This window comes from Cupriavidus sp. SK-3, assembly GCF_000611145.1.
GTDB lineage: Bacteria > Pseudomonadota > Gammaproteobacteria > Burkholderiales > Burkholderiaceae > Cupriavidus.
Genome location: NZ_JFJV02000035.1, coordinates 70013 through 88685 on the forward strand (window position 1 = coordinate 70013; position 18673 = coordinate 88685).

Genomic DNA, 18673 nt, shown 5'->3' on the forward strand with positions numbered 1-18673 from the left:
GATGTTCTTGATCACGCCGTAGCCCTTGTCGTTCATCAGCACGAAGACCACATCGGCGCGCTCCTGCACCGCGGTGGCGAGTTCGCCCAGGTTCAGGATGAAGCCGCCGTCGCCGGCCAGGCAGAAGGTCTTTTTGCCCGATGCAGTCACCGCCGCGCCCACTGCCGCGCCGATGCCCATCGCCAGGCCCTGGCCGATGCCGCCGCCCAGCGCATGCACGCCCGCACGAGAGTCGAAAATGCGCAGCTGGCGATTGCCCCAGGTGCTGTTGGAGACGGTAACGTCGCGCACCCAGTTGAAGTTGCGGCCTACCGCGCCCTGCAGCGCCTCCACCAGTGCCGAGTACGGGCCCAGGCCGTCGATCAGGCCGCTCATGGCGGTCTCGTGCGCGGCGCGCAGGTCGGCGGCGAAATTCGGGTCAACCTTCAGCTTGCCTTCCAGGCGGTCGGCCAGGCCTTCGAGCGCCAGCGCCGCATCGCCGCTGGCGAAGTAGTCGCTCTGGTAGCAGCGGCCTTCGGCGGAGGCATCGGCGTCCACGCGGAACAGCGGGCGCGGCAGCTCCAGTTCGTACTTCAGCGTTTCATTGCCGCGCAGGCGCGAGCCCACCACCAGCATGGCGTCGCAGCTTTGATAGAACTGTTCCACCGGCTTGTGCAGGTTGAAGGCGCCAAGCGTTCGGGGATCGTCTTCCGCCACGATGCCGCGGCCTTGCGTGCTCGTGACCACACCGAAGCCCAGCGCCAGCAGGCGCTTGACCTGCGCGCCGGCGTGGCGCGCGCCGCCGCCCAGCCACAGCAGCGGGCGCCTGGCCTTGGACAGGCGCTCGGCCAGTTCGTCCAGCGCATGGGCCGAGGGCACATGCGTGGGCACGGCCAGCGGGCGCAGGTCGGTTGGCATCGGGATCAGCGCGGCCTGGATGTCGATGGGGATTTCCACGCTGACGGGGCCGCTCGGCGCGGTCAGTGCGGTCTGCACGGCGAGCTTGATCGTGCTGAGCGCGGTATCCGCGCTGCGGATGCGGAAGGCGGCCTTCGAGATGGCCTTCAGCATGGTGAGCTGATCCGGCGCTTCGTGGATGTAGGCCAGGCTCTGGTCCAGGTACGGGGTTTCGATCTGGCCGGTCAGGTGCAGCAGCGGCGTGCCGGCGGTGAGCGCTTCCACCATGGCGCCGGCGGCATTGCCGGCAGCGGTGCCGGTGCTGGTCAGGCACACGCCCAGGCCACCCGTGGTGCGGGCGCAGGCGTCGGCCATATTGGTGCCGCCCGCTTCACCGCGCGCGGGGACGAAGCGGATCTTGCCGCGTTCACCCATCGCGTCGAGGATGGGCATATTGTGGATCGAGATGACGCCGAACGCAGCCTTGACGCCGCATTGTTCGAGGAAGGCGGCGATGGCGTAGCCCACCGTGACTTGTTGCTGTTCGTTACGCATGACGGGAAAGTCCTCCGGAAATATCGATGTGGCTGCCCGTGGTGTACGAAGACAACGGCGAGGCAAGGAACAGGATCGCGCGCGCGGCTTCCTGCGGCAGGCCAAGACGGCCAAGTTGAATATGCTTTTGCTGCGCCAGGCGCGCGGTCCACGCGGCCCAGTCGAGGTCGCGCTCGGATTCCGCGCGCGCTTCGAAGCGCCGGCGCCACTGGCCCGACTCGACCAGGCCGAGCAGGATGCCGTTGACGCGGATGCCCTTGGGGGCGAATTCGGTTGCCAGCGAGCGCACCAGGTTATGCACGCCGGCACGCGCCGCGGACGTCGCCACCATATGCGGCTCCGGTTGCACGGCCAGCAGCGAGTTCACGCAGACGATTGCCGCGCTGTCCGAGCGCTCCAGTTGCGCAAGGAATGCGCGCGTGGCATGGATCACCGAGAAGAACTTGAGCTGCAGCTCTTCGAGCCATGCAGCGTCCTCGGTGTTCGCGAACGTGGAGACGCGGCCCTGCCCTGCGTTGTTGACCAGCATGTCGGCCGGGCCGAGCGCGGCCTCGCTGGCGGCGGCAAAGGCGGCCACCTGCGCGGGGTCCAGCACGTCGCAGGCGGCGGCGTACAGGCGGGCTTCGGGGAAGCGTGCGCGCAGTTGGCTTTCCGCTTCGCGCAGCCGCGCTTCGTTGCGGCCGCACAGCGCCACGGCGGCGCGCGCCTCCAGCAGTTGTTCGACGGTGGCCAGGCCGATGCCCGAGGATCCACCCGTGACGACGGCAACCTTGCCGTCGAGTTCAATCATGGACATCGTCCTCACTCCCGATACAGGTTGACCACCTTGCCGTGCTCACGCGGCCGGTAGTCCAGCAGGCGGGACAGCTCGCCCGCGGTGTCTCTGACTTTGTCTTCCATCATGTCCAGTTGCTCCGGATCGATGCGCGAGGCCGGGATGGTCACGCCCAGCGCGGCCACCACCTTGCAGGTACGATCCCGCACCGGTGCCGCGATGGTCGAGATGCTGGCCTCGAAGAACGCTTCCTGCAGCACCACGCCACGCTCGCGGTCGCGCTGCACCATCTCGAACAGTTCCTCGACCGTGCCCGGCGTGCTGGGCGAGAACGCTTCCAGGCGCGGCTCCGGATAGAGCTGGCGCAACTCGGCCAGCGTCAGGTCTTCGAGCAGCACGCGTCCGAGCACGGTGGCGTGCGCCGGCAGGCGGGTCCCCACGGTGACGGAACTGCTGAACGGCGTGGGCGCCACCGACTTGGCCACATAGACAATCGAGCGGCCGTCGCGCACCACCAGGTTGCACGGGTAACGGATGTCGTCGCGCAGGCGATCCAGCAGCGGGCGTCCCAGCTCGGTGAGTTCCAGCGAAGCCAGGTACTCGAAGCCCAGGCGCAGCACCGCCATGCCGAGGCGGTAGTCGCGGCCGCCGTCGGTACGTTCGACAAAACCCATCATCTCCAGCGTGGCCAGCAGCCGGAACACCGTGGAGCGCGGCACCTTGAGCCGGCGCGCCAGGTCGGCCGCCGACAAGGTACGGTCGCGGCGGCTGAACTCGGCCAGCAGGCGCAGGCCGCGCTCCAGTCCGGGCACGATGTACTTGTCCTGGCTGTCTTCCGGAAGGCGTTCTTGAGTCATGAGAGGTTCGTGTTCCACTGGGTCCGGCGCACGGCCGCGGTTGCTTTGGCGCGCCGGCTTCTCGCTTTTCAGCGCTTGACCTTGGTGAGCGGATGCTCGGGCGGGTACGTCGGCGTGATCGGCTTCTTGGCGCCGAGCATTACGCACATCAGCGCGTCTTCCTCGCCGATATTGATTTCCTCGCGGTACACGCCGGGGGGCACCGAGACCAGGTCGCGGTCGGTCAGGATGGTTTCGTAACGCTCGCCGTCCTTTTCCAGGATCAGCTTGATCTTGCCGCGCATGACGAAGAAGACTTCTTCCACGTCCGTGTGCAGGTGCGACGGGCCTTCGTGGCCGGCTGGGATGATCATGGTCGAGAAGGTGAAATTCTCGGAAGGCACGGTATTGGTGTCGGTGGCCACGCCGGTGCCGCCGGTGCCGAGGTAACGCATCTGCGCGCGGCGGTACTTGGGATCGTAGTCAGCCTGGAACTTGAGAGCGTCCCAGTCGTAGCGGCGGGTGGAGAAGCGCGCGACGCGGGTCTCCATCCACTGGTCGAAGGAAGCGCCGGACGGCTGCTCCCAGGAACGCTTGATGTTGTCTTGTTGGGAAAGATCGCTCATTTGGATTCCTTGTTGACTCAGTGCATGACGAAGCCGCCATTGACGGCCAGCGTCTGGCCCGTCACGAAGCGGGACAGATCGGATAGTGCGAACAGCACGGCCCCGGAAACATCCTCGGGTAGCTGTTCGCGGGAAATCGCGCGTTGCTCGCGATACAGGTCGCGCCGCTTCTGCGGCACGTATTCCGTCGCCTCCACCATGGTCAGCCCCGGTGCGATGGCATTGACAGTGACCTGGTCGTCGCCCAGCTCGCGCGCCAGCGAACGGGTCATGCCGATGATGGCGCTCTTGCTGGCCACGTAAGCCAGCAGGTTTGGCGCGCCCCACAGCGGCGTGTCCGACGCGAGGTTGACGATGGCGCCGCGGCGCGAGGCGCGCAGTGCCGGCAGGCAGGCGGTAGTCATCAGCCAGGTACCGCGCACGTTGATGTTCATCACGCGGTCCCAGGTGGCGATGTCGATGGCGCTGGCGTCGCGGCCGCCGGAGTCGGTGACGGCGGCGTTGTTGACGAGCCCGTCCAGGCCGCCAAGCCCGGCCACGGCGGCGGCGGCGCAGGCCGTCACCGATTCGGGGTTGCCAAGGTCAAGCGCGAGCGGCAGCGCCGTCAGGCCACGGGCCTGCAACGCGGCAGCTTCCTCGTGCAAGCGGTCGGCGAGGATGTCGGCCATCGCGACAGCGGCGCCGGCTTCGGCGATCGCGGTGGCAAAGGCCAGGCCCAGCCCGCGCGCCGCGCCGGTTACCAGCACGCGGCGGCCGGCCAGCAGATTGTTGCGGTCGATCTCAGGCATGGCTTGCCACCCCGCCCACGGGCTTCAGCATGGCGACCGGCTCGTCGGCGACTTCCTGGTCGGCACGGCGGCGCAGCAGGCGGCGCACGCGCGTGATGCCGACATCGTGCTGGTACAGCGTTTCGTGCTCGCGCGCATTCGGCGCCATCATCTCCAGCACCACGCGGTCCTGCTCCAGCACGTCCCAGTGCAAGCCTTCCAGGCGGTTGCGGTACAGGAAGCGCCAGACATCGCGCTCCCAGCCCTGCACGTGACGGGTGCGCCAGAAGAACACCATGCAGTGCTCCTCGTCGACCGGCGTGGCGATGCCGACGATGCCGAACGGGCCGCCGGGGCCCACCTTGGCGCGGTAGGGAATCGCCAGGCGCAGCCACAGGGTGCCGGTCTCGCCGAATTCCACCCAGTCGAAGTTCACGCCGCGCTGGCCGGTCTTCTCGAATACCAGGCCGGTATCGGTTTCGCGCACGGCCATCACGGCCTGCTTTTCACCCGAAGCCATCGAGTGCGATACCGCATGCAGGTAGGCGCCGTGCATCGGGTCCATGACGTTGTCGATGGCGTAGCGGTAGTTGCAGTCCCAGTGCGCCACGCACAGGAAGTTGCTGTGCTCGTCGCTCTCCAGTTCTTCCGGCAGGCGCAGCGCATCGGCACCGCCCTCGCCTTCCACCGGCGCGCGCTCGCCGAACCACAGGAAGATGGCGCCGGCCTTTTCCCGCACGGGGTAGCTGCGCACGCAGGTCTTGCCTTCGAGCGGGCAGCTGTCCACGGCCGGCACGCTCTTGACCTGGCCGTCGCCGCCGACTTCCACGCCGTGGTACCAGCAGGCCACGCGGTCGCCGAGGTTCCAGCCCATCGACAGGCGCGCGCCGCGGTGCGGGCAGCGGTCTTCCAGCGCGTGCACCTGGCCGGCGCCGTCGCGCCACAGCACGATGTTCTGGCCCAGGCGCGTAATGCCGATCGGCGCATGCGTGACCGCCCACGCGGCCGATACCGGATACCAGTAGTTATGCAGGCCGGCGTTCAGGCGCGCCTCAGCACGCGCTTGCTTGTTCGATTCCATTGTTTGCTCTCTTGCGGGTACCGGATCGGATCGCTATCTCGGAAGGGCATGCCTTGTTTCGCCGCCCGTCATGACGCAATCGCGTTGATGTTCTTGAACTGCCTCTTGGCTTCAGGCTCTCAGGCGCCCAGACGGCGCATTTCGGCGAGGAAGCGCTCTTCGGTCCAGGCCAGGCCATCCGCGCCCAGCAGGCCGGCGTCGTTGAACGCTTGCGCGATGTCCGCCGGGCTCCTGGCACCGCCCTCGAAAGCGGCCTCCAGGGCATCGCCGAGCGCGTCTTCATAAGCGGTGGGCACGGCAGCGCGGGTCTGCCACACGATATTGGCCACCTTGCCGGGCTGCTCGATGTGGCCCTTGCCGGCGACATTGTTCGGAGCCGGACGCTCCCAGGGCGCCAGGTTCGGGTTGTATGCGAGGTTCTCCATTGCGCTGCTCCTTTGACCTTGTTGCCAGTCCGCTGATCCAGCGTTTTGTTTCGCCTGTAAAACGCTGATTTAAATATTGAACACAGACACCACTATAGGCAACGAAACTTTAAAAATAGAGTGGGGTTTACCCTGGAGATAAGCCAATGCCACTTGGGACTGGGCACGGGGCCGGGGACCGGCCGGAAGCACGCCGGAAGCGGGCTGGGAAAAACGGTGCGGAAAGGCGCGGCACGGCTGCGCGCAGCCGTATCCGCGCCCGGTGGACGTGTCAGGCGAGCGCGCTGCGAATCCAGCGGGCGACAGAACCTGCCTGCTCCACATAGCAGGCATGACCGGCATCGGGCACCAGGTCGAACGGCAGGGCGAAGCGTTCCGCCAGCGCCGCGCATCCTGGCGGCGGCGTCACGATATCCAGTGCACCGCAGCCGACCCGCACACTGACGCCCGGGTTCCGACGCGCGAGATAAGCGCCGATATCGTCTGCGCACAGCATCGCCACGGCTTGCCGGTAGCCGTCCGGGTCCAGGCGGCGCATATTCCAGCGCACCCAGGCCTGCGCATCGGCGTCGGCCGCGGCGCTCAGCAGGCGGCCCGGACCACGCTCGGCCAAGCCCTCCACCCCGACTGCCGCAAGTGCGTCGAGCCGCTGGCGGGCCACCTCTTTTGCCTTGTCAGCCTTGCCGGGGCCGCCGTAGCCCTGGGCCGGGCTGAGCAGCAGCAGCTGTCCGGGAAGCTGCGCCGGGCCGGCTTGCGCCACATAGGCCGCCGCCATCAACGCGCCGAGAGAATGGCCGACGATCACATCGGGCCGCACGTCCAGTGCGCGCAGCAGGCCCGCCAGGCTCCGGGCGTAGTCGGCTGCCGTGGGCGCAGCGGTTTGCAACGCTTGCGAATTGCCATAACCGGGCGCATCCCACGCAATCACACGGGCATCGGCCGCCAGCAGGCTCGCGCATGGCAACCAGGAAGCCGCGCCGGAACTGATGCCATGCAACAGCACGACGACCGGGCCGTGGCTTCCGCCGCGACGGTAAGCGATTTGCGCGCCGTCGCTGCCGGTAGCCACTCGCCGCTCCGTAAAGCCGGTGTCGAGCGCCCGGAGCAGCGCTGGCGCAGGCTGGATTGCCTGGGATGGGTCATTTTGTTCCATATATGAAACTGTAGTTTGCAAATAAAACCTAGGAAATATAGACCGCCTGCTGCCGGAAATTGATCAGGGTTAACCCCCTCGCAAAAAAACTTCCCTGAACCGCAGCGCTGTCACGTTTTGGTGCCAGCGGACATGCCCCGGCACGCCGGCTATCGCCGGTCCCAGCGGCCGTGCGGTTCGCAGGCGCACGGCGGAGTCTTGCCCTACCGAACCATCGCACCGTTCTTGTGCACCGCTGTGCCGCGGATGCCGCTTATGCGGCGCTATCTCGTCGCGTCTCCACATCACTAGGGATTTCCCGCCCATGTTTTTCCGGAAGTGAACGGCTATATTTTGCTCGTTGTTTCTTATGTAATCTGTTGTTTCACATATAAAACAAAAAGCCGGAACGTGCACAACCAGAGATGCACCCATCCGGACCGGGTAATGGTCTGGCGAAGCATGGCGACGCCAACAAAACAATGCGGTGGACAAGGAAGAGGAATCGATCAATGAAACTTGGACGGATTGCGCTGGCTGCCCTTGCAGCCACGGTACCCCTGCTGGCCTCGGCCCAATCGACGGTGACGCTGTACGGCGTGGTCGATACCGGCGTCGAGTACGTGAACAATATCGGCGCGGCAAAGGACAACGTGTTCCGCATGAACACCCTGACCGGGACGGTGCCGTCACGTTGGGGCATCCGCGGCACGGAGGATCTGGGCGGCGGCCTCAAGAGCCTGTTCGTGCTCGAATCCGGTTTCGCGCCAGACTCCGGCACGTCCAACCAGGGTGGCCGGCTGTTCGGCAGGCAAGCTTTGGTGGGCCTCTCCGGCCCCTGGGGCCAGGTGGCCCTGGGCCGCCAGTACACCATGCTGTTCTGGGCCACATTGGACCCGGACATCCTCGGCCCCAACGTGTACGGCTCGGGCTCCCTCGACAGCTATCTGCCGAACGCGCGCGCCGACAACGCCGTTTCCTACAAGGGCACGTTTGGCGGTTTCACGCTGGGCGCCACCTACAGCTTTGGCCGCGATACGGTGAATGCGGGCCCGAGCCCGGCCGGCACCAATTGCGCAGGCGAAAATCCGGCCGACTCAAAGGCTTGCCGCGAATGGTCGGCATTGCTCCAGTACGACAACAAGTGGTGGGGCGTGGCAGCGGCCTATGACTCGCTGCGTGGCGGACCCGGAGCATTCGGCGGCCTGTCCAGGAGCAACCAGTCGGACGACCGGCTCTCGCTCAACGGCTATGTACTGCTGTCCAAGACCAAGATGGGCCTGGGCGTGATCCGCCGCGACAACGATGGCAGCCCGACGCCGCGCAGCGACCTCTGGTACGCCGGCCTGGCGTATGACATCACGCCCGCGTTCACGCTGGCCGGCCAAGTCTACTACCTCAAGTATCACAACAGCGACAACAAGGCGATGCTGTACGCGCTGCGTGGTACCTACGCCTTCTCCAAGCGCACCTCCGTGTATGCCACGGCCGGCTTCATCGACAACGGCGGCCAGCTTGCCCAGTCGGTCAGCGGCGCCCAGACGGGCTCCAACCCCAAGCCCGGCGGCAACCAGCTGGGCACGATGATCGGCATCAAGCACACGTTCTAAAGTCCGCGCGCCGCCACGCGGCGCAAGCCGGATGGAACGGATCGTCCCATCCGGCGCGAAGTCTACCCAGAGGCGTCTCATCATGATGTTTGCAACCCGCAACCTGTTTGCTGCCCTCGCAGCCACGGCCGCCGTGATGGCGGCAGGCACCGCCTGCGCGCAGGCCTATCCCAGCAAACCCCTTACGCTGGTCGTCGCCTACCCCGCCGGCGGCGATACCGACGTGCTGGCCCGCCTGCTCGCGGAAAAACTCTCCGCGCGCCTGCACCAGTCCGTCGTGGTCGAGAACCGCACCGGCGCGGCCGGCACGATCGGCAGCGCTTACGTCGCCAAGGCCGCGCCCGATGGCTATACCTTGCTGGTCGCGCCCAACACGGTCGCCATCGCGCCGCTGGTGCTCAAGAGCGGCACCGGGGCCGCCTACGACGTGCGCAACGATTTCACGCCCATTGCGCAGATCGGCATCCAGTCGCTCTTCGTGGTCGTCAATAAGAACTCCGGGATCACCAAGCTGCCCGACCTGGTCGCACGCGCCAAATCCGGCAGCCTGCAAACCTACGCCAGCCCGGGCAACGGTTCGCCCATGCACATTCTTGGCGAGCTGTTCAACAAGGCGGCTGGCGTGAAGATCGCGCAGGTGCCGTATCGCGGCACGGCGCCGGCGGTGGTCGACGTGCTGGGCGGCCAGGTGCCGATGACCTACTCCACGCTCGGCGCGGTGGGCCAGTACATCACGGCCGGCAGCATCGTGCCGCTGGCAGTGGCCGACCTGAAGCGCTCGCCGTTCGCACCGAACGTGCCGACGCTGCTCGAACTGGGCTACAAGGATGTGGACGTCGGCGCCTGGCAGGCGCTGCTGGCGCCGAAGGGACTTTCCCCGGAGCTGGTGAAGACGCTGAACGCGCACGTCAACGACATCCTGAAGATGCCCGACGTGGTCGCACGCATGGCCACCATCGCGGTCACGCCCGTTGGCGGCGAACCCGGCACGCTGGGCAAGCTGATCGCCTCCGATTCAACGCGCTATGCAAAGATCGTCAAGGAGTTCGGCATCCAGGCCGACTGACGCAAGCTGGCGATGACGGCCCGCCCCTTCCGGCGGGCCGTTTTTCGTTGAATTTTCGCTGACACCGTGACTAGCGTTGCCCGAAGCTGGCATCGAAAAACAGATCCTTGTACTCGCGTGGCTGCGAACGCCAGTACTGCTTCGGCGCATGAACCTGCGCGCCAAGCCTGGCCGCGGCGTGCCACGGCCAGCGCGGATCGTAGAGCATGGCGCGCGCCAGCGAAACCGCATCCGCTTCCCCGTTGGCGATGATGGCTTCGGCCTGCTCGGGCTCGGTGATGAGCCCCACCGCGATGGTCGGCAAGCCGACCTCGGCCTTGACCCGCTGCGCATAGGGCACCTGGTAGCCGGGCCCCAGCTTGATGGCCTGCGCCGGCGAGACGCCGCCGGTGGTCACATGGATCGCCGCGCAGCCACGCGCCTTGAGCGCCTTCGACAGCGCCACCGTGCCTTCGATATCCCATCCGCCAGGCACCCAGTCGGTGGCTGAGATGCGCGCCCACACCGGCTTGTCGGCGGGAAATGCCGCACGCACCGCGTCGAACACCTCGATGGGGAAACGCATGCGGTTCTCCACGCTGCCGCCATACTCGTCCTCGCGCTTGTTCGCCAGCGGCGAGAGGAACTGGTGCAGCAGGTAGCCATGCGCGAAATGCAGTTCGATGCCGTCGAGCCCGAGACGCGCCGCGCGAACGGCGGCGGCGACGAAATCGTCGCGCACCTTGTCCATGCCTGCGCGATTCAGGGCCAGCGGCGCATCCTCGCCCTCCGCGTGCGGCACAGCGGAGGGCGCCACCGTCTTCCAGCCCAGCGGCTGGTCTGGCCGTATCTGGCTGCCGCCGTCCCAGGGGGCGTGGCTGGATGCCTTGCGCCCCGCATGGGCAAGCTGTATCGCAAGCGCAATCGGCGCGTGCGCCCTGGCTGCGCCGATCACTTTTCCAAGGGCCGCCTCATTCGCATCCGAATAGAGGCCAAGATCGCCCGGCGTGATGCGCCCTTCCGGCGACACGGCAGATGCCTCGATGATCATCATTCCGGCGCCGGACAGCGCAAGCTGGCCGAGATGAATCATGTGCCAGTCGCCGGCCGTGCCCTCCTCGGCGGAGTACTGGCACATTGGCGCAATCACGATGCGGTTTTCCAACCGCAGATTGCCAATGGATAAGGGTTGGAATAACCGGCTTTGACTCATGGGTACGACTCCTTGCTGTGTCCTGGCACTTGTGCGTGGCGCCCGTTCATTCTAGGACGCCTACCTGTTTTCATCAGGGCGCGGCGACTGGCTGCGGCTTGCGCCCCGTCAGGATGTCGGCGGTCAGCGCCAAGGCCAGCGCCGCCGCGCCGCACAGGAAGATCAGCGCATAGTTGTTGTGCGAAAGCGTGAACAGGTAGGAGTAGCCATAGCCGGCGAGTGCCTGGAACAAGGCGAAGGCCGTGGTGGCGCGGCTCCACGCGGCGCGCTGCTCGAGATGGTCATGCGGCACCATTTCCTGGATACGCCCGAGCACCAGCGGCACGATGCCGGGCGTGAAAATGCCCAGGGCCACGGTGGCGACGCCAATGAGAATCGGGTTGCCGGACAAGGCAAGCGTGGCTACGGCAATCGCCTGCAACAGCAACGCGATGCGATAAGCCGCGCCAAAGCCGATGCGATCGGCCACATTGCCGCACACGACAGGCCCCGCGATGGCCGCGACACCGTACAAGACCCAGTACCCGGCACCGGTCTCCGCACCCCGGCCCAGCCCGCGCGCCACATAGTCCACCAGCAGCACCATGGCGGGCACAAGCCCGAGCGCGTTCGCGGCGTACTGGGCGTACAACACGCGCAATGCCGTGTTCCCGCGCCTGACCGGCTGCGTACCGGCAGCCGGTGCCGGCGCTGCGGGGGCCGAGCCCGGCCAGCCGAACCAGCTCACGGCGGTCAGGATGGCCGCGAACGCGCCGAGACCGATCCAAGTGTCCTTCAGGCCCAGCTGCAACAACCTGGGAATGATGGTGCCCGAGGCCGCAATGCCGAGTCCGAGCCCCAGGAAGATCATGCCGCTGGCAAAACCGCGCCGGGCGGGTGGGATATGCGGCAGGATCGTGGTCGCCACCAGCACCATGATGGCGCCGCCCGAGACGCCGGACGCGAAGCGCCAGGCAAAGAACCAGCTCACCGACAACGGGTACGCGCAGGCAAAGAAGGCGGCCGTTGCGATCAGCATCAACAGCCGCAACGCATGGCGGTTGGATAGCGCATTGGCAATGGGACGGCCCAGCAGCGCGCCGGCCAGGTAGCCGGCGAAATTCGCCGCGCCGAGCGTCACCGCCTGCGACGACGTGAACCAGTGCGCCTGGATCAGCGGCGGAATCAGCGGCGTGTAGGCGAAGCGCGCGAGGCCGATGGCTACCAGGCTGCCGCACAACCCGGCGAGGGTGGCGAACAGTGCGCGAGCATCGAGCGTCGACGCCATGGGGCCTGGGATCGTGGCTGTGTTTTCAGACATGATGCATTCCTGCGGATTCGATACGTGGTTCGCTGTGCCGGCGTGCGGCTCATGCCGTGCCGGCCGCGACGGGCAGCGGCGGCAGGCCGAGCAGGCTCAGCGCCGGACTGACGGCGCCGGCGAGCAGCGCGCGTTCCGGCCTGACCCGGGCGAGCACTCGCACCCCCAGCAGGACCGCCAGCAGGTGCGCGCCCGCGTCCGCTGCCGGGAGGACCTTCGGCACCTCGCCGCTTGCCTGCCCCGCCTCCATGCAGCGCTGGAAGAAAGCCTGGATCTGGGCAAGTTCGCCGGCGATGCCCTGGCGGCATGCCTCGTCGCCCGGCGTCGACTCCACCGCGGCATTGACCAGCATGCAGCCGCGGTGCCGCGCGTCCGCAACGGAACGATCGACGATCTCGCCGAAAAAGGCCGCGATGGCATGGCCAGGCGTTTGCGACGATTCCAGCCGTGCGATCCGCTCGTGCAGCGTGCGCTCCAGGTAGTGCTCCAGCGCGCGCAGGAACAGCCCGCGCTTGTCACCGAAGGCGTTGTAGAGGCTGGGCTGCGTCAAACCCATGCACTTGACGAGATCGCGCGTGGAGGTGGCTTCGAAACCGTTCGCCCAGAAGGCATCTCCGGCTGCTTCCAGCACCTGTTGTTCGTCGAATTCGCGGGGTCGCGCCATGGTTGCTCCGGCTTGGCTGACTGAGGTGGAACGGGATGGATATGTTTTGTATCACACGCCACAAAATGGATTGTATATCGATTGATATAGAACGCAAGGTGAATGCGAATAACCGTTAGGGGGCGAGGGGAATGTTCAACAAATGATCAAGATGAAATGCGGCCAGATAGCGGCATCGGCGCATGTGCGAAGGCGTGGCAGGCTATTGCGCTGTGAAAGCCACCCGGACGGGCATAGGATGTCGAGACAGACAGCGAACCGCCGCTGGGCGCGCAGCGCCGCAGCTACAGCCATCGTGGGATCTACGTGGACAACGGGAAGGTGATGCAGGGATGCCTGGAACACCAACTGAACGCGCTTCGGCTGATGGGCGGCTGATAGGCGGCTAGATGAAGTTTTGGCGGCAGCGCCGGTGCGACGGCAAGCCATCGCCCAGGCGGCGTGCCCGCCCGGCACATCCGGCGTCCGGCGCGCGGGGCGGGCGAGCGATCAACGCGTGACGTGTTGAAGCGCCCGCGGCGGCCGGCTGATCAGCCCTGGCCGCGACGCGGGCAGCCCCGGATCGGCTGCCGGCTCAGCCCAGGCTGGCAGCCGCCACTTGCGGCCTGGCCTGACCGCCGGCGACCCGGTCGATCGCGGCAAGCACCTCTTCGACCTCGGGCACCACGCCGCGTGCGCCCACGGAGACAGACTGCCCCGGCGTGTCGATCCCGAAATGCTGGCTGTCGGTCACCGTGAACAGCATCACCGACGGCTTGCCCAGCGCATCGGCCAGGTGGACGAAGCCGGTGTCGGTGCCGACCACCAGCGCGGCGGCATCCACCCGTTGCGCGCATTCGGTAATGGTCATGCGCGGCAACACCTCGGCGCCGGGAATCTCGGCAGCCAGCGCCTCCGATTGCTCGCGCTCGGCGGGCGAGCCCCAGGGCAACTGAATCTTGTAGCCTCGACCAGCCAGCGTCCTGCCGACCGAGATCCACCGCTGCGCAGGCCATTTCTTGGCCTCGACCGAGGTAGCGTGGAACAGCATGGCGCGCGGCACGCCATCGGCATTGAGCGGCGCGGCGGGCGCCGGCACGCGCAGCGCGTAATGTTCGACGGGATCCAGTGCGTAGCCAAGCGCGTTGGCGACCACCATGCGCATCTTGTGGCGCGCGGTGGCGTCTCCGTGCGGCCCGAAGATCTGCGTATAGGCGAACACGGCACGCGCCTCGCCCAGATACTCGGCGGCGTAGCCCAGGCGCCGGCTCGAGCGCGCCAGCCAGGCCACGATGGCGCTCTTGTACACGCCGTGCACATCCACCACCACATCGTACTTTTCGCGGCGCAATGCCCACAGCGCGCCGAAGATGGCACGCAGGTCGGCCCAGCTACGGGACTTCTTGAAGCCGCGCAGCGGCGGCGCGATCACGCGGTCGACGCCCACGGCCCAGCGGGGAATATCGGCGCAGGAAGCATCGGCCACCCAGTCGATCTTGGCCTCGGGATAAGCGCGGCGCAGGTCGGACACCAACGGCAAGGTGTGCACCATATCGCCAAGCGAGGTGATCTTGATGAGGAGGATGCGTTTCATGGATAAGGCGGGGGTCGGGTTGCGGACAAGCTTCGCCGGCTTGCGGCGAGGCCGTAGTATGCACCAGGGCCATAGCCCGCGCACGCATTACCCAATGTGCACCCGCCTGAAATGGGGTCTGCGCGACACTCGCCGCGCGCCCGCGCCATGCCATCTTTTCCTTCGGCTTGCGCTAACGCGCAGCCCGCCCCGCCAATCAGCGCCAGGCGGCTGCGCTGGCCACGACCGTGGCAAAACGGTCATGCAGGGCGGCCAGCGAGCCGCGGTGCACTTCCGCCGCCGCGAGGGGCGCTCCGCCCAGCGGGTCCGGCAGGTCGCGCGTGGCGCAGGCCGAGGCCACCACGGTGCTGCGATAACCATGATCGAGTGCGGACCGCACCGTCGCGCTCACGCACATATGGGTCTGGAAACCCGCCACGATCAGCTCCTTGCGGCCAAGTTCTTCCAGCAACCCCGCCAGGGTCGTACCGGCAAAACTATTGGGCAGGCCCTTGACCACGGTATGTTCACCGGCCTGCGGCTCCAGCCCCGCGACGATGGCCGCGTAGGGCCCTTCCGGATCGAAGGCGCCACCGCCGGCCCGGCCGTGATGCACCACGTGCACCACCGGGCTGCCGTGGCGGCGCGCCAGCGCCAGCAGTTCGCCGCAGGCCGCGATGGCCGCCGGCATGCCTGTCAGCGGCAGCTTGCCGTCCACGTATTCGCGCTGGTGGTCGATCAAGACCAGGGTGGCTGCCTCCCAGGCCGAAGGAGCGCGGCTGGCGCCGGCGAGGTCAAGCAAGGTGAAGGGTGCGGCCATCGTGATTCCTTTCGAAGTCGGTGAGTAAGCCGGTACTGAGCCGGTACTGAGCGGGTATTGATCGGGTATTGATCTGGTACAGGCAGGCGCCACGGTGGCGGCAACCATGCAAGCGATGATAAGCCGCGCTATCCTGTTCGCCAATTCTCAATTGCCTCACAACCATTGTGCAAAAACGCTCACTGCACTGGGATGACCTGCTGACCCTGTCCACGCTGATCCGGACTGGCAACTATTCGGCCTGCGCCCGCGAACTGGAGGTCACGCACGCCACCGCCATCCGCCGCATCCGCCGGCTGGAGACCGCGCTCGGCAAGCCCGTGGCGACGCGCACCGATGGCGCCTTCGCGCTGTCCGCCGCCGGCCGCGCGGCACTGGCCGCGGCGCAACAGATGGAGAACTCGGCCGAACGCCTGCTACGCGAAGTGGAGGACGCCGGCGGCGGCGTTTCCGGCGTAGTCGGCATTGCCTGCACCGCGACGCTCGGCAGCCACTTCCTGACGCCGCGCATGTTCGCGCTCTATCGCGCGCACCCGCAACTGGAAGTCCGGCTGGAAACGGACAATCGCATCGCCAGCCTGGCCCGGCGCCGCGCCCACATCGCGGTGCGTCTGGCGCGGCCCCAGGAAAGCGACGTGATCGCGCAGCGCGCCGGCAGCATGCGCTTCGGCCTCTATGCCCCGGCACGGCCAGCCGGGGCCGGCGCCTGGAACGAGCAGGATCTCGCTGCCGCGCCGCTGTGCGGCCTGCTGGACGAAGGCCTGGCCCTGCCGGAAGCCGAATGGACGCGGGCGCTGGCAGCGCGCAAGGGTTTCCAGTCGAACAATCTGCTGGCGGTGCATCAGGCAATCCGCACCGGCCTGGGTATCGGCCTGCTGCCGCATTACCTGGCGCGCGACGATACGCGGCTCACGCTGGTGCGCGAGGTGCCGGAGGTGTTGCGGGAGATCTGGCTTGCCTATCCGCAGGAATTTCGCGGCGCGTCACGGTTCCGGCCGGTCATCGACTGGCTGGCCGGCGAATTGCGGCAATGCCCTTGAACCTTGCAATATGGACGTTGGCCGCCGCCGGTGACGGCGGAATCCGTTGAAAGCGCGGGGGCAGGCAGTATAGTTGGCTAAGGCATGCCGGCACAACGGCACGCGCCGTGGCGCGGGTAGCGCGCTCATTGCGATGATTGGCAAGCCGGCTTGCCGCCCTCGGCAACCCGGCCGCACCGGGAGCACCACCATGGACCGGGACTCACCGGCAAAGCTGGATGCAGGCGCGCTCGGGCTGGGCGAATCCGTGGTGATGGGCGTGGCGGGCACGGCACCCGCCTTCAGCCTCGCGGCAACCACGGCCACCCTGGTCGCCACGGTGGGGGTCCTGGCGCCGGCCAGCCTGCTGTACTGCGGGCTGATCATGTTCGGCGTGACGCTGTCCTACCAGCAACTGAACAAGCTGCATCCCAACGCCGGCGCCTGCTATACCTGGGTGTCCGAGATCTTTCATCCTGTGCTGGGTTTCTTCGCGGGCTGGACGCTGCTGGTGGCCTCGGCGGTATTCATGGTGTCGGGCACCATTCCCGCCGCGACCGCCACCTTGCTGCTGTTCGATCCGGCGCTGGCCGAACGCCCGCCCGTGGTCACGCTGGTCGCAGCGGGCTGGCTGCTGGCGGTAAGCGCCGTCGTGATCAAGGGCATCAAGCTGACCAGCTATACCCAGGTGGCGATGACGCTGGCCGAGGTGGGCGTGCTGGCGGCAATCGTGCTCGCAGCCCTGCTGCGGGCGCCGTTGCCGCTTGCGCATCCGCTCTCGCTGTCATGGTTATCGCCAGCCGGCTTTACGCCGCAACTGTTTGCCAACGGCGCGCTGGTGGCGCTGTTCTTCTTCTGGGGCTGGGACGTGACGGCCAACCTGACAGAGGAAACACGCGATCCTGAACATGCGCCCGGACACGGGGCCGTACTTTCCATGCTCATCGTCCTTGCGCTGTTCCTGGCCTTCGTCGTCGCCAGCCTGGCGGTACTGAGCGACGAGGACATCCGCCGTGCCGGCACCAATACCGTGTTCGCCCTCGCCGCCCGGCTCTTGCCGCGCCCGTGGGACTACCTGGCCGTACTGGCCGTCATGCTCAGCACCGTGGGGACGCTGGAAACCTCGATCCTGCAGTTCACCCGCACCCTTTACGCCAAAGGCCGCGATGGCTTGCTGCACCCGCGCTATGCCGCATTGCATCGCACCTGGCGCACGCCGTGGGTGGCGACAACCGCGATTGCATCGTTCGGCCTGCTGTTGCTGGCCCTGTCCGCGGGCTTCAGCAGCGTGGGCCAGATCATCCGGGACTCGGTCAACGCCATCGGCTTCCAGGTGGCGTTCTATTACGGACTGGCAGGATTCGCCTGCGCCTGGTACTCCCTGCGCCATGCCGCACGCACGCCGGCCAGGCTGTTGTTGCGGGTGCTCTGGCCGGCTGGCAGCGCAGCGTTCCTGTGGTTTATCGCGCTTTACAGCATCCCGAGTTTCGACCTGGCCACGCGCGTGGTTGCCCTGGGCGGCATCGCCGCCGGTGCCGTGCCGCTCTGGCTGAACCGGCGGCGCCAACTGCCTGCTTAGGCGGCGGCAACGGACGCCATCAGCAGATCCGACGCGGCTTCGATACGCTGGGGGGCGCCGAACAGGCGCGCCACCACCAGCCCGTTCTGCAGGGCGCCGAAGACCGCTTGCGCCATCGACTGAGGAGGCAATGGCATGGCATGGCTCTGCGTAGCCCGCCCGTTCCGCGGCACGCTTTCGAGCAAGCGGGTGAGCCAGCTTTCATTCAGCCGATAGAAATCCTTGAGGATGCGATGCACCGCCTCGGGCAGCAGCAAGGCTTCCGTGGATAGCATGCCCACCAGGCAGATCGCGTCACCGCCCGCCGTAGCGTGCCAGGGCCTCAAATACGCGCGAGCCTGTTCGGCCACGGGCAGGCTAGTGTCGATGTCGCGCACATACCCAGAGATGCGCGCGCTGTATTCCGTCACCGCCGCCGTCAGCAGGTCCTCCTTGGAGGGGAAGTAGTAATGGATGCTGGAGGTCTTGACCCCCACCCTCTCGGCGAGGTCCCGATAGCTGAAGCCATTGAAGCCCCGCTGCCGCACCAGCACCAGGGTGTGCTCAAGCAGTTGTTCGCGTACGGATTGGGTGGTCATATGGCATGCATCCACCTTTCGGCGGACCCTCGGGAAGCGTTGGCGGTGCCCTTGCCGGAGGTTGTTCCCGGCATCAATGGCAAAAAGCCGGTGCTACCGGCTCTTTGCATGCACCACCAGACTCATTGGCTGACAGGTTGATTCACTTCACGACATCGCGTTCAGGCGTTGGCGCCTTCGGTGAATACATCGAACTTGCCGGTACGGGCGCCATCCGTGT

18 protein-coding genes and 1 pseudogene are annotated in these 18673 nt (G+C 66.9%); 5 read left to right on the forward strand and 14 right to left on the reverse strand.

Annotated elements, in window-relative coordinates:
* The 8 genes from CF70_RS03900 to CF70_RS03935 form a co-directional block, all read right to left on the reverse strand.
* Positions 1–1431, reverse strand: a 1431-nt coding sequence (locus tag CF70_RS03900) for a thiamine pyrophosphate-binding protein (protein ID WP_035860616.1), incomplete at its 3' end; no start/stop codon positions are given.
* Positions 1424–2227, reverse strand: a complete 804-nt coding sequence (locus tag CF70_RS03905) for an SDR family oxidoreductase (protein ID WP_035860619.1) — start codon at positions 2225–2227, stop codon at positions 1424–1426. The genes CF70_RS03905 and CF70_RS03900, both read right to left, overlap by 8 nt.
* Before the next feature lie 5 nt (positions 2228–2232).
* Positions 2233–3063 carry an IclR family transcriptional regulator gene (locus CF70_RS03910; protein ID WP_035860620.1) on the reverse strand — a complete coding sequence of 277 codons (831 nt, stop codon included), beginning with the start codon at positions 3061–3063 and terminating at the stop codon, positions 2233–2235.
* 68 nt (positions 3064–3131) lie between these two features.
* Positions 3132–3668 (reverse strand): cupin domain-containing protein, encoded by a 537-nt coding sequence (locus tag CF70_RS03915; protein WP_035860623.1) that lies wholly within the window; start codon positions 3666–3668, stop codon positions 3132–3134.
* 17 nt (positions 3669–3685) lie between these two features.
* Positions 3686–4456, reverse strand: coding sequence for an SDR family oxidoreductase (locus tag CF70_RS03920; RefSeq protein WP_035860626.1), 771 nt, complete (start codon positions 4454–4456; stop codon positions 3686–3688).
* Positions 4449–5516, reverse strand: a complete 1068-nt coding sequence (locus tag CF70_RS03925) for an aromatic ring-hydroxylating oxygenase subunit alpha (RefSeq protein WP_035860628.1) — start codon at positions 5514–5516, stop codon at positions 4449–4451. The genes CF70_RS03920 and CF70_RS03925 overlap by 8 nt, the downstream gene beginning before the upstream one ends.
* Before the next feature lie 119 nt (positions 5517–5635).
* The gene (locus CF70_RS03930; RefSeq protein ID WP_035860630.1) at positions 5636–5941 is read right to left on the reverse strand and encodes a recombinase-like helix-turn-helix domain-containing protein; all 306 of its coding nucleotides are present in this window, start codon (positions 5939–5941) and stop codon (positions 5636–5638) included.
* Positions 5942–6212: 271 nt separating this feature from the next.
* Entirely contained in the window at positions 6213–7094 is an 882-nt protein-coding gene (locus CF70_RS03935; protein ID WP_051648022.1) for an alpha/beta fold hydrolase, read from the reverse strand.
* A gap of 491 nt (positions 7095–7585) precedes the next feature.
* On the opposite strand from CF70_RS03935, the gene CF70_RS03940 reads away from it, so the two are divergent.
* Together CF70_RS03940 and CF70_RS03945 are read left to right on the forward strand one after the other, a co-directional pair.
* Positions 7586–8683, forward strand: coding sequence for a porin (locus CF70_RS03940; protein WP_035860631.1), 1098 nt, complete (start codon positions 7586–7588; stop codon positions 8681–8683).
* Positions 8684–8765: 82 nt separating this feature from the next.
* Positions 8766–9749 (forward strand): Bug family tripartite tricarboxylate transporter substrate binding protein, encoded by a 984-nt coding sequence (locus CF70_RS03945; RefSeq protein WP_035860633.1) that lies wholly within the window; start codon positions 8766–8768, stop codon positions 9747–9749.
* A 70-nt stretch (positions 9750–9819) separates the two neighbouring features.
* Here the strand turns inward: CF70_RS03945 and CF70_RS03950 are convergent, their stop codons facing one another.
* The 5 genes from CF70_RS03950 to CF70_RS03970 all read right to left on the reverse strand — a co-directional run bounded on the left by CF70_RS03950 (position 9820) and on the right by CF70_RS03970 (position 15277).
* Complete coding sequence (locus tag CF70_RS03950) at positions 9820–10941, reverse strand: NADH:flavin oxidoreductase/NADH oxidase (RefSeq protein WP_035860636.1); 1122 nt, start codon at positions 10939–10941, stop codon at positions 9820–9822.
* Between the two features lie 73 nt (positions 10942–11014).
* Positions 11015–12241: a YbfB/YjiJ family MFS transporter gene (locus CF70_RS03955; RefSeq protein WP_035860638.1), complete on the reverse strand. Its 1227-nt coding sequence runs from the start codon at positions 12239–12241 to the stop codon at positions 11015–11017.
* Positions 12242–12290: 49 nt separating this feature from the next.
* Complete coding sequence (locus CF70_RS03960) at positions 12291–12905, reverse strand: TetR/AcrR family transcriptional regulator (protein WP_035860641.1); 615 nt, start codon at positions 12903–12905, stop codon at positions 12291–12293.
* Positions 12906–13479: 574 nt separating this feature from the next.
* On the reverse strand, positions 13480–14478 hold the full coding sequence (waaC, locus tag CF70_RS03965) for a lipopolysaccharide heptosyltransferase I (protein WP_035860643.1): 999 nt from the start codon (positions 14476–14478) through the stop codon (positions 13480–13482).
* Between the two features lie 196 nt (positions 14479–14674).
* Positions 14675–15277, reverse strand: coding sequence for a cysteine hydrolase family protein (locus CF70_RS03970; RefSeq protein WP_200876688.1), 603 nt, complete (start codon positions 15275–15277; stop codon positions 14675–14677).
* Positions 15278–15444: 167 nt separating this feature from the next.
* On the opposite strand from CF70_RS03970, the gene CF70_RS03975 reads away from it, so the two are divergent.
* Positions 15445–16317 carry a LysR family transcriptional regulator gene (locus CF70_RS03975; RefSeq protein WP_035860646.1) on the forward strand — a complete coding sequence of 291 codons (873 nt, stop codon included), beginning with the start codon at positions 15445–15447 and terminating at the stop codon, positions 16315–16317.
* A 190-nt stretch (positions 16318–16507) separates the two neighbouring features.
* A complete protein-coding gene (locus tag CF70_RS03980) occupies positions 16508–17875 on the forward strand; it encodes an APC family permease (RefSeq protein WP_035860649.1) in 1368 nt (455 codons plus the stop codon).
* Here the strand turns inward: CF70_RS03980 and CF70_RS03985 are convergent.
* On the reverse strand, positions 17872–18453 hold the full coding sequence (locus CF70_RS03985; protein WP_035860653.1) for a TetR/AcrR family transcriptional regulator: 582 nt from the start codon (positions 18451–18453) through the stop codon (positions 17872–17874). The genes CF70_RS03980 and CF70_RS03985 overlap by 4 nt on opposite strands.
* A 5-nt stretch (positions 18454–18458) precedes the next feature.
* Here CF70_RS03985 and CF70_RS37305 point away from each other — a divergent pair.
* Positions 18459–18673 (forward strand): annotated as a pseudogene (locus CF70_RS37305) (hypothetical protein); the annotation flags it as partial.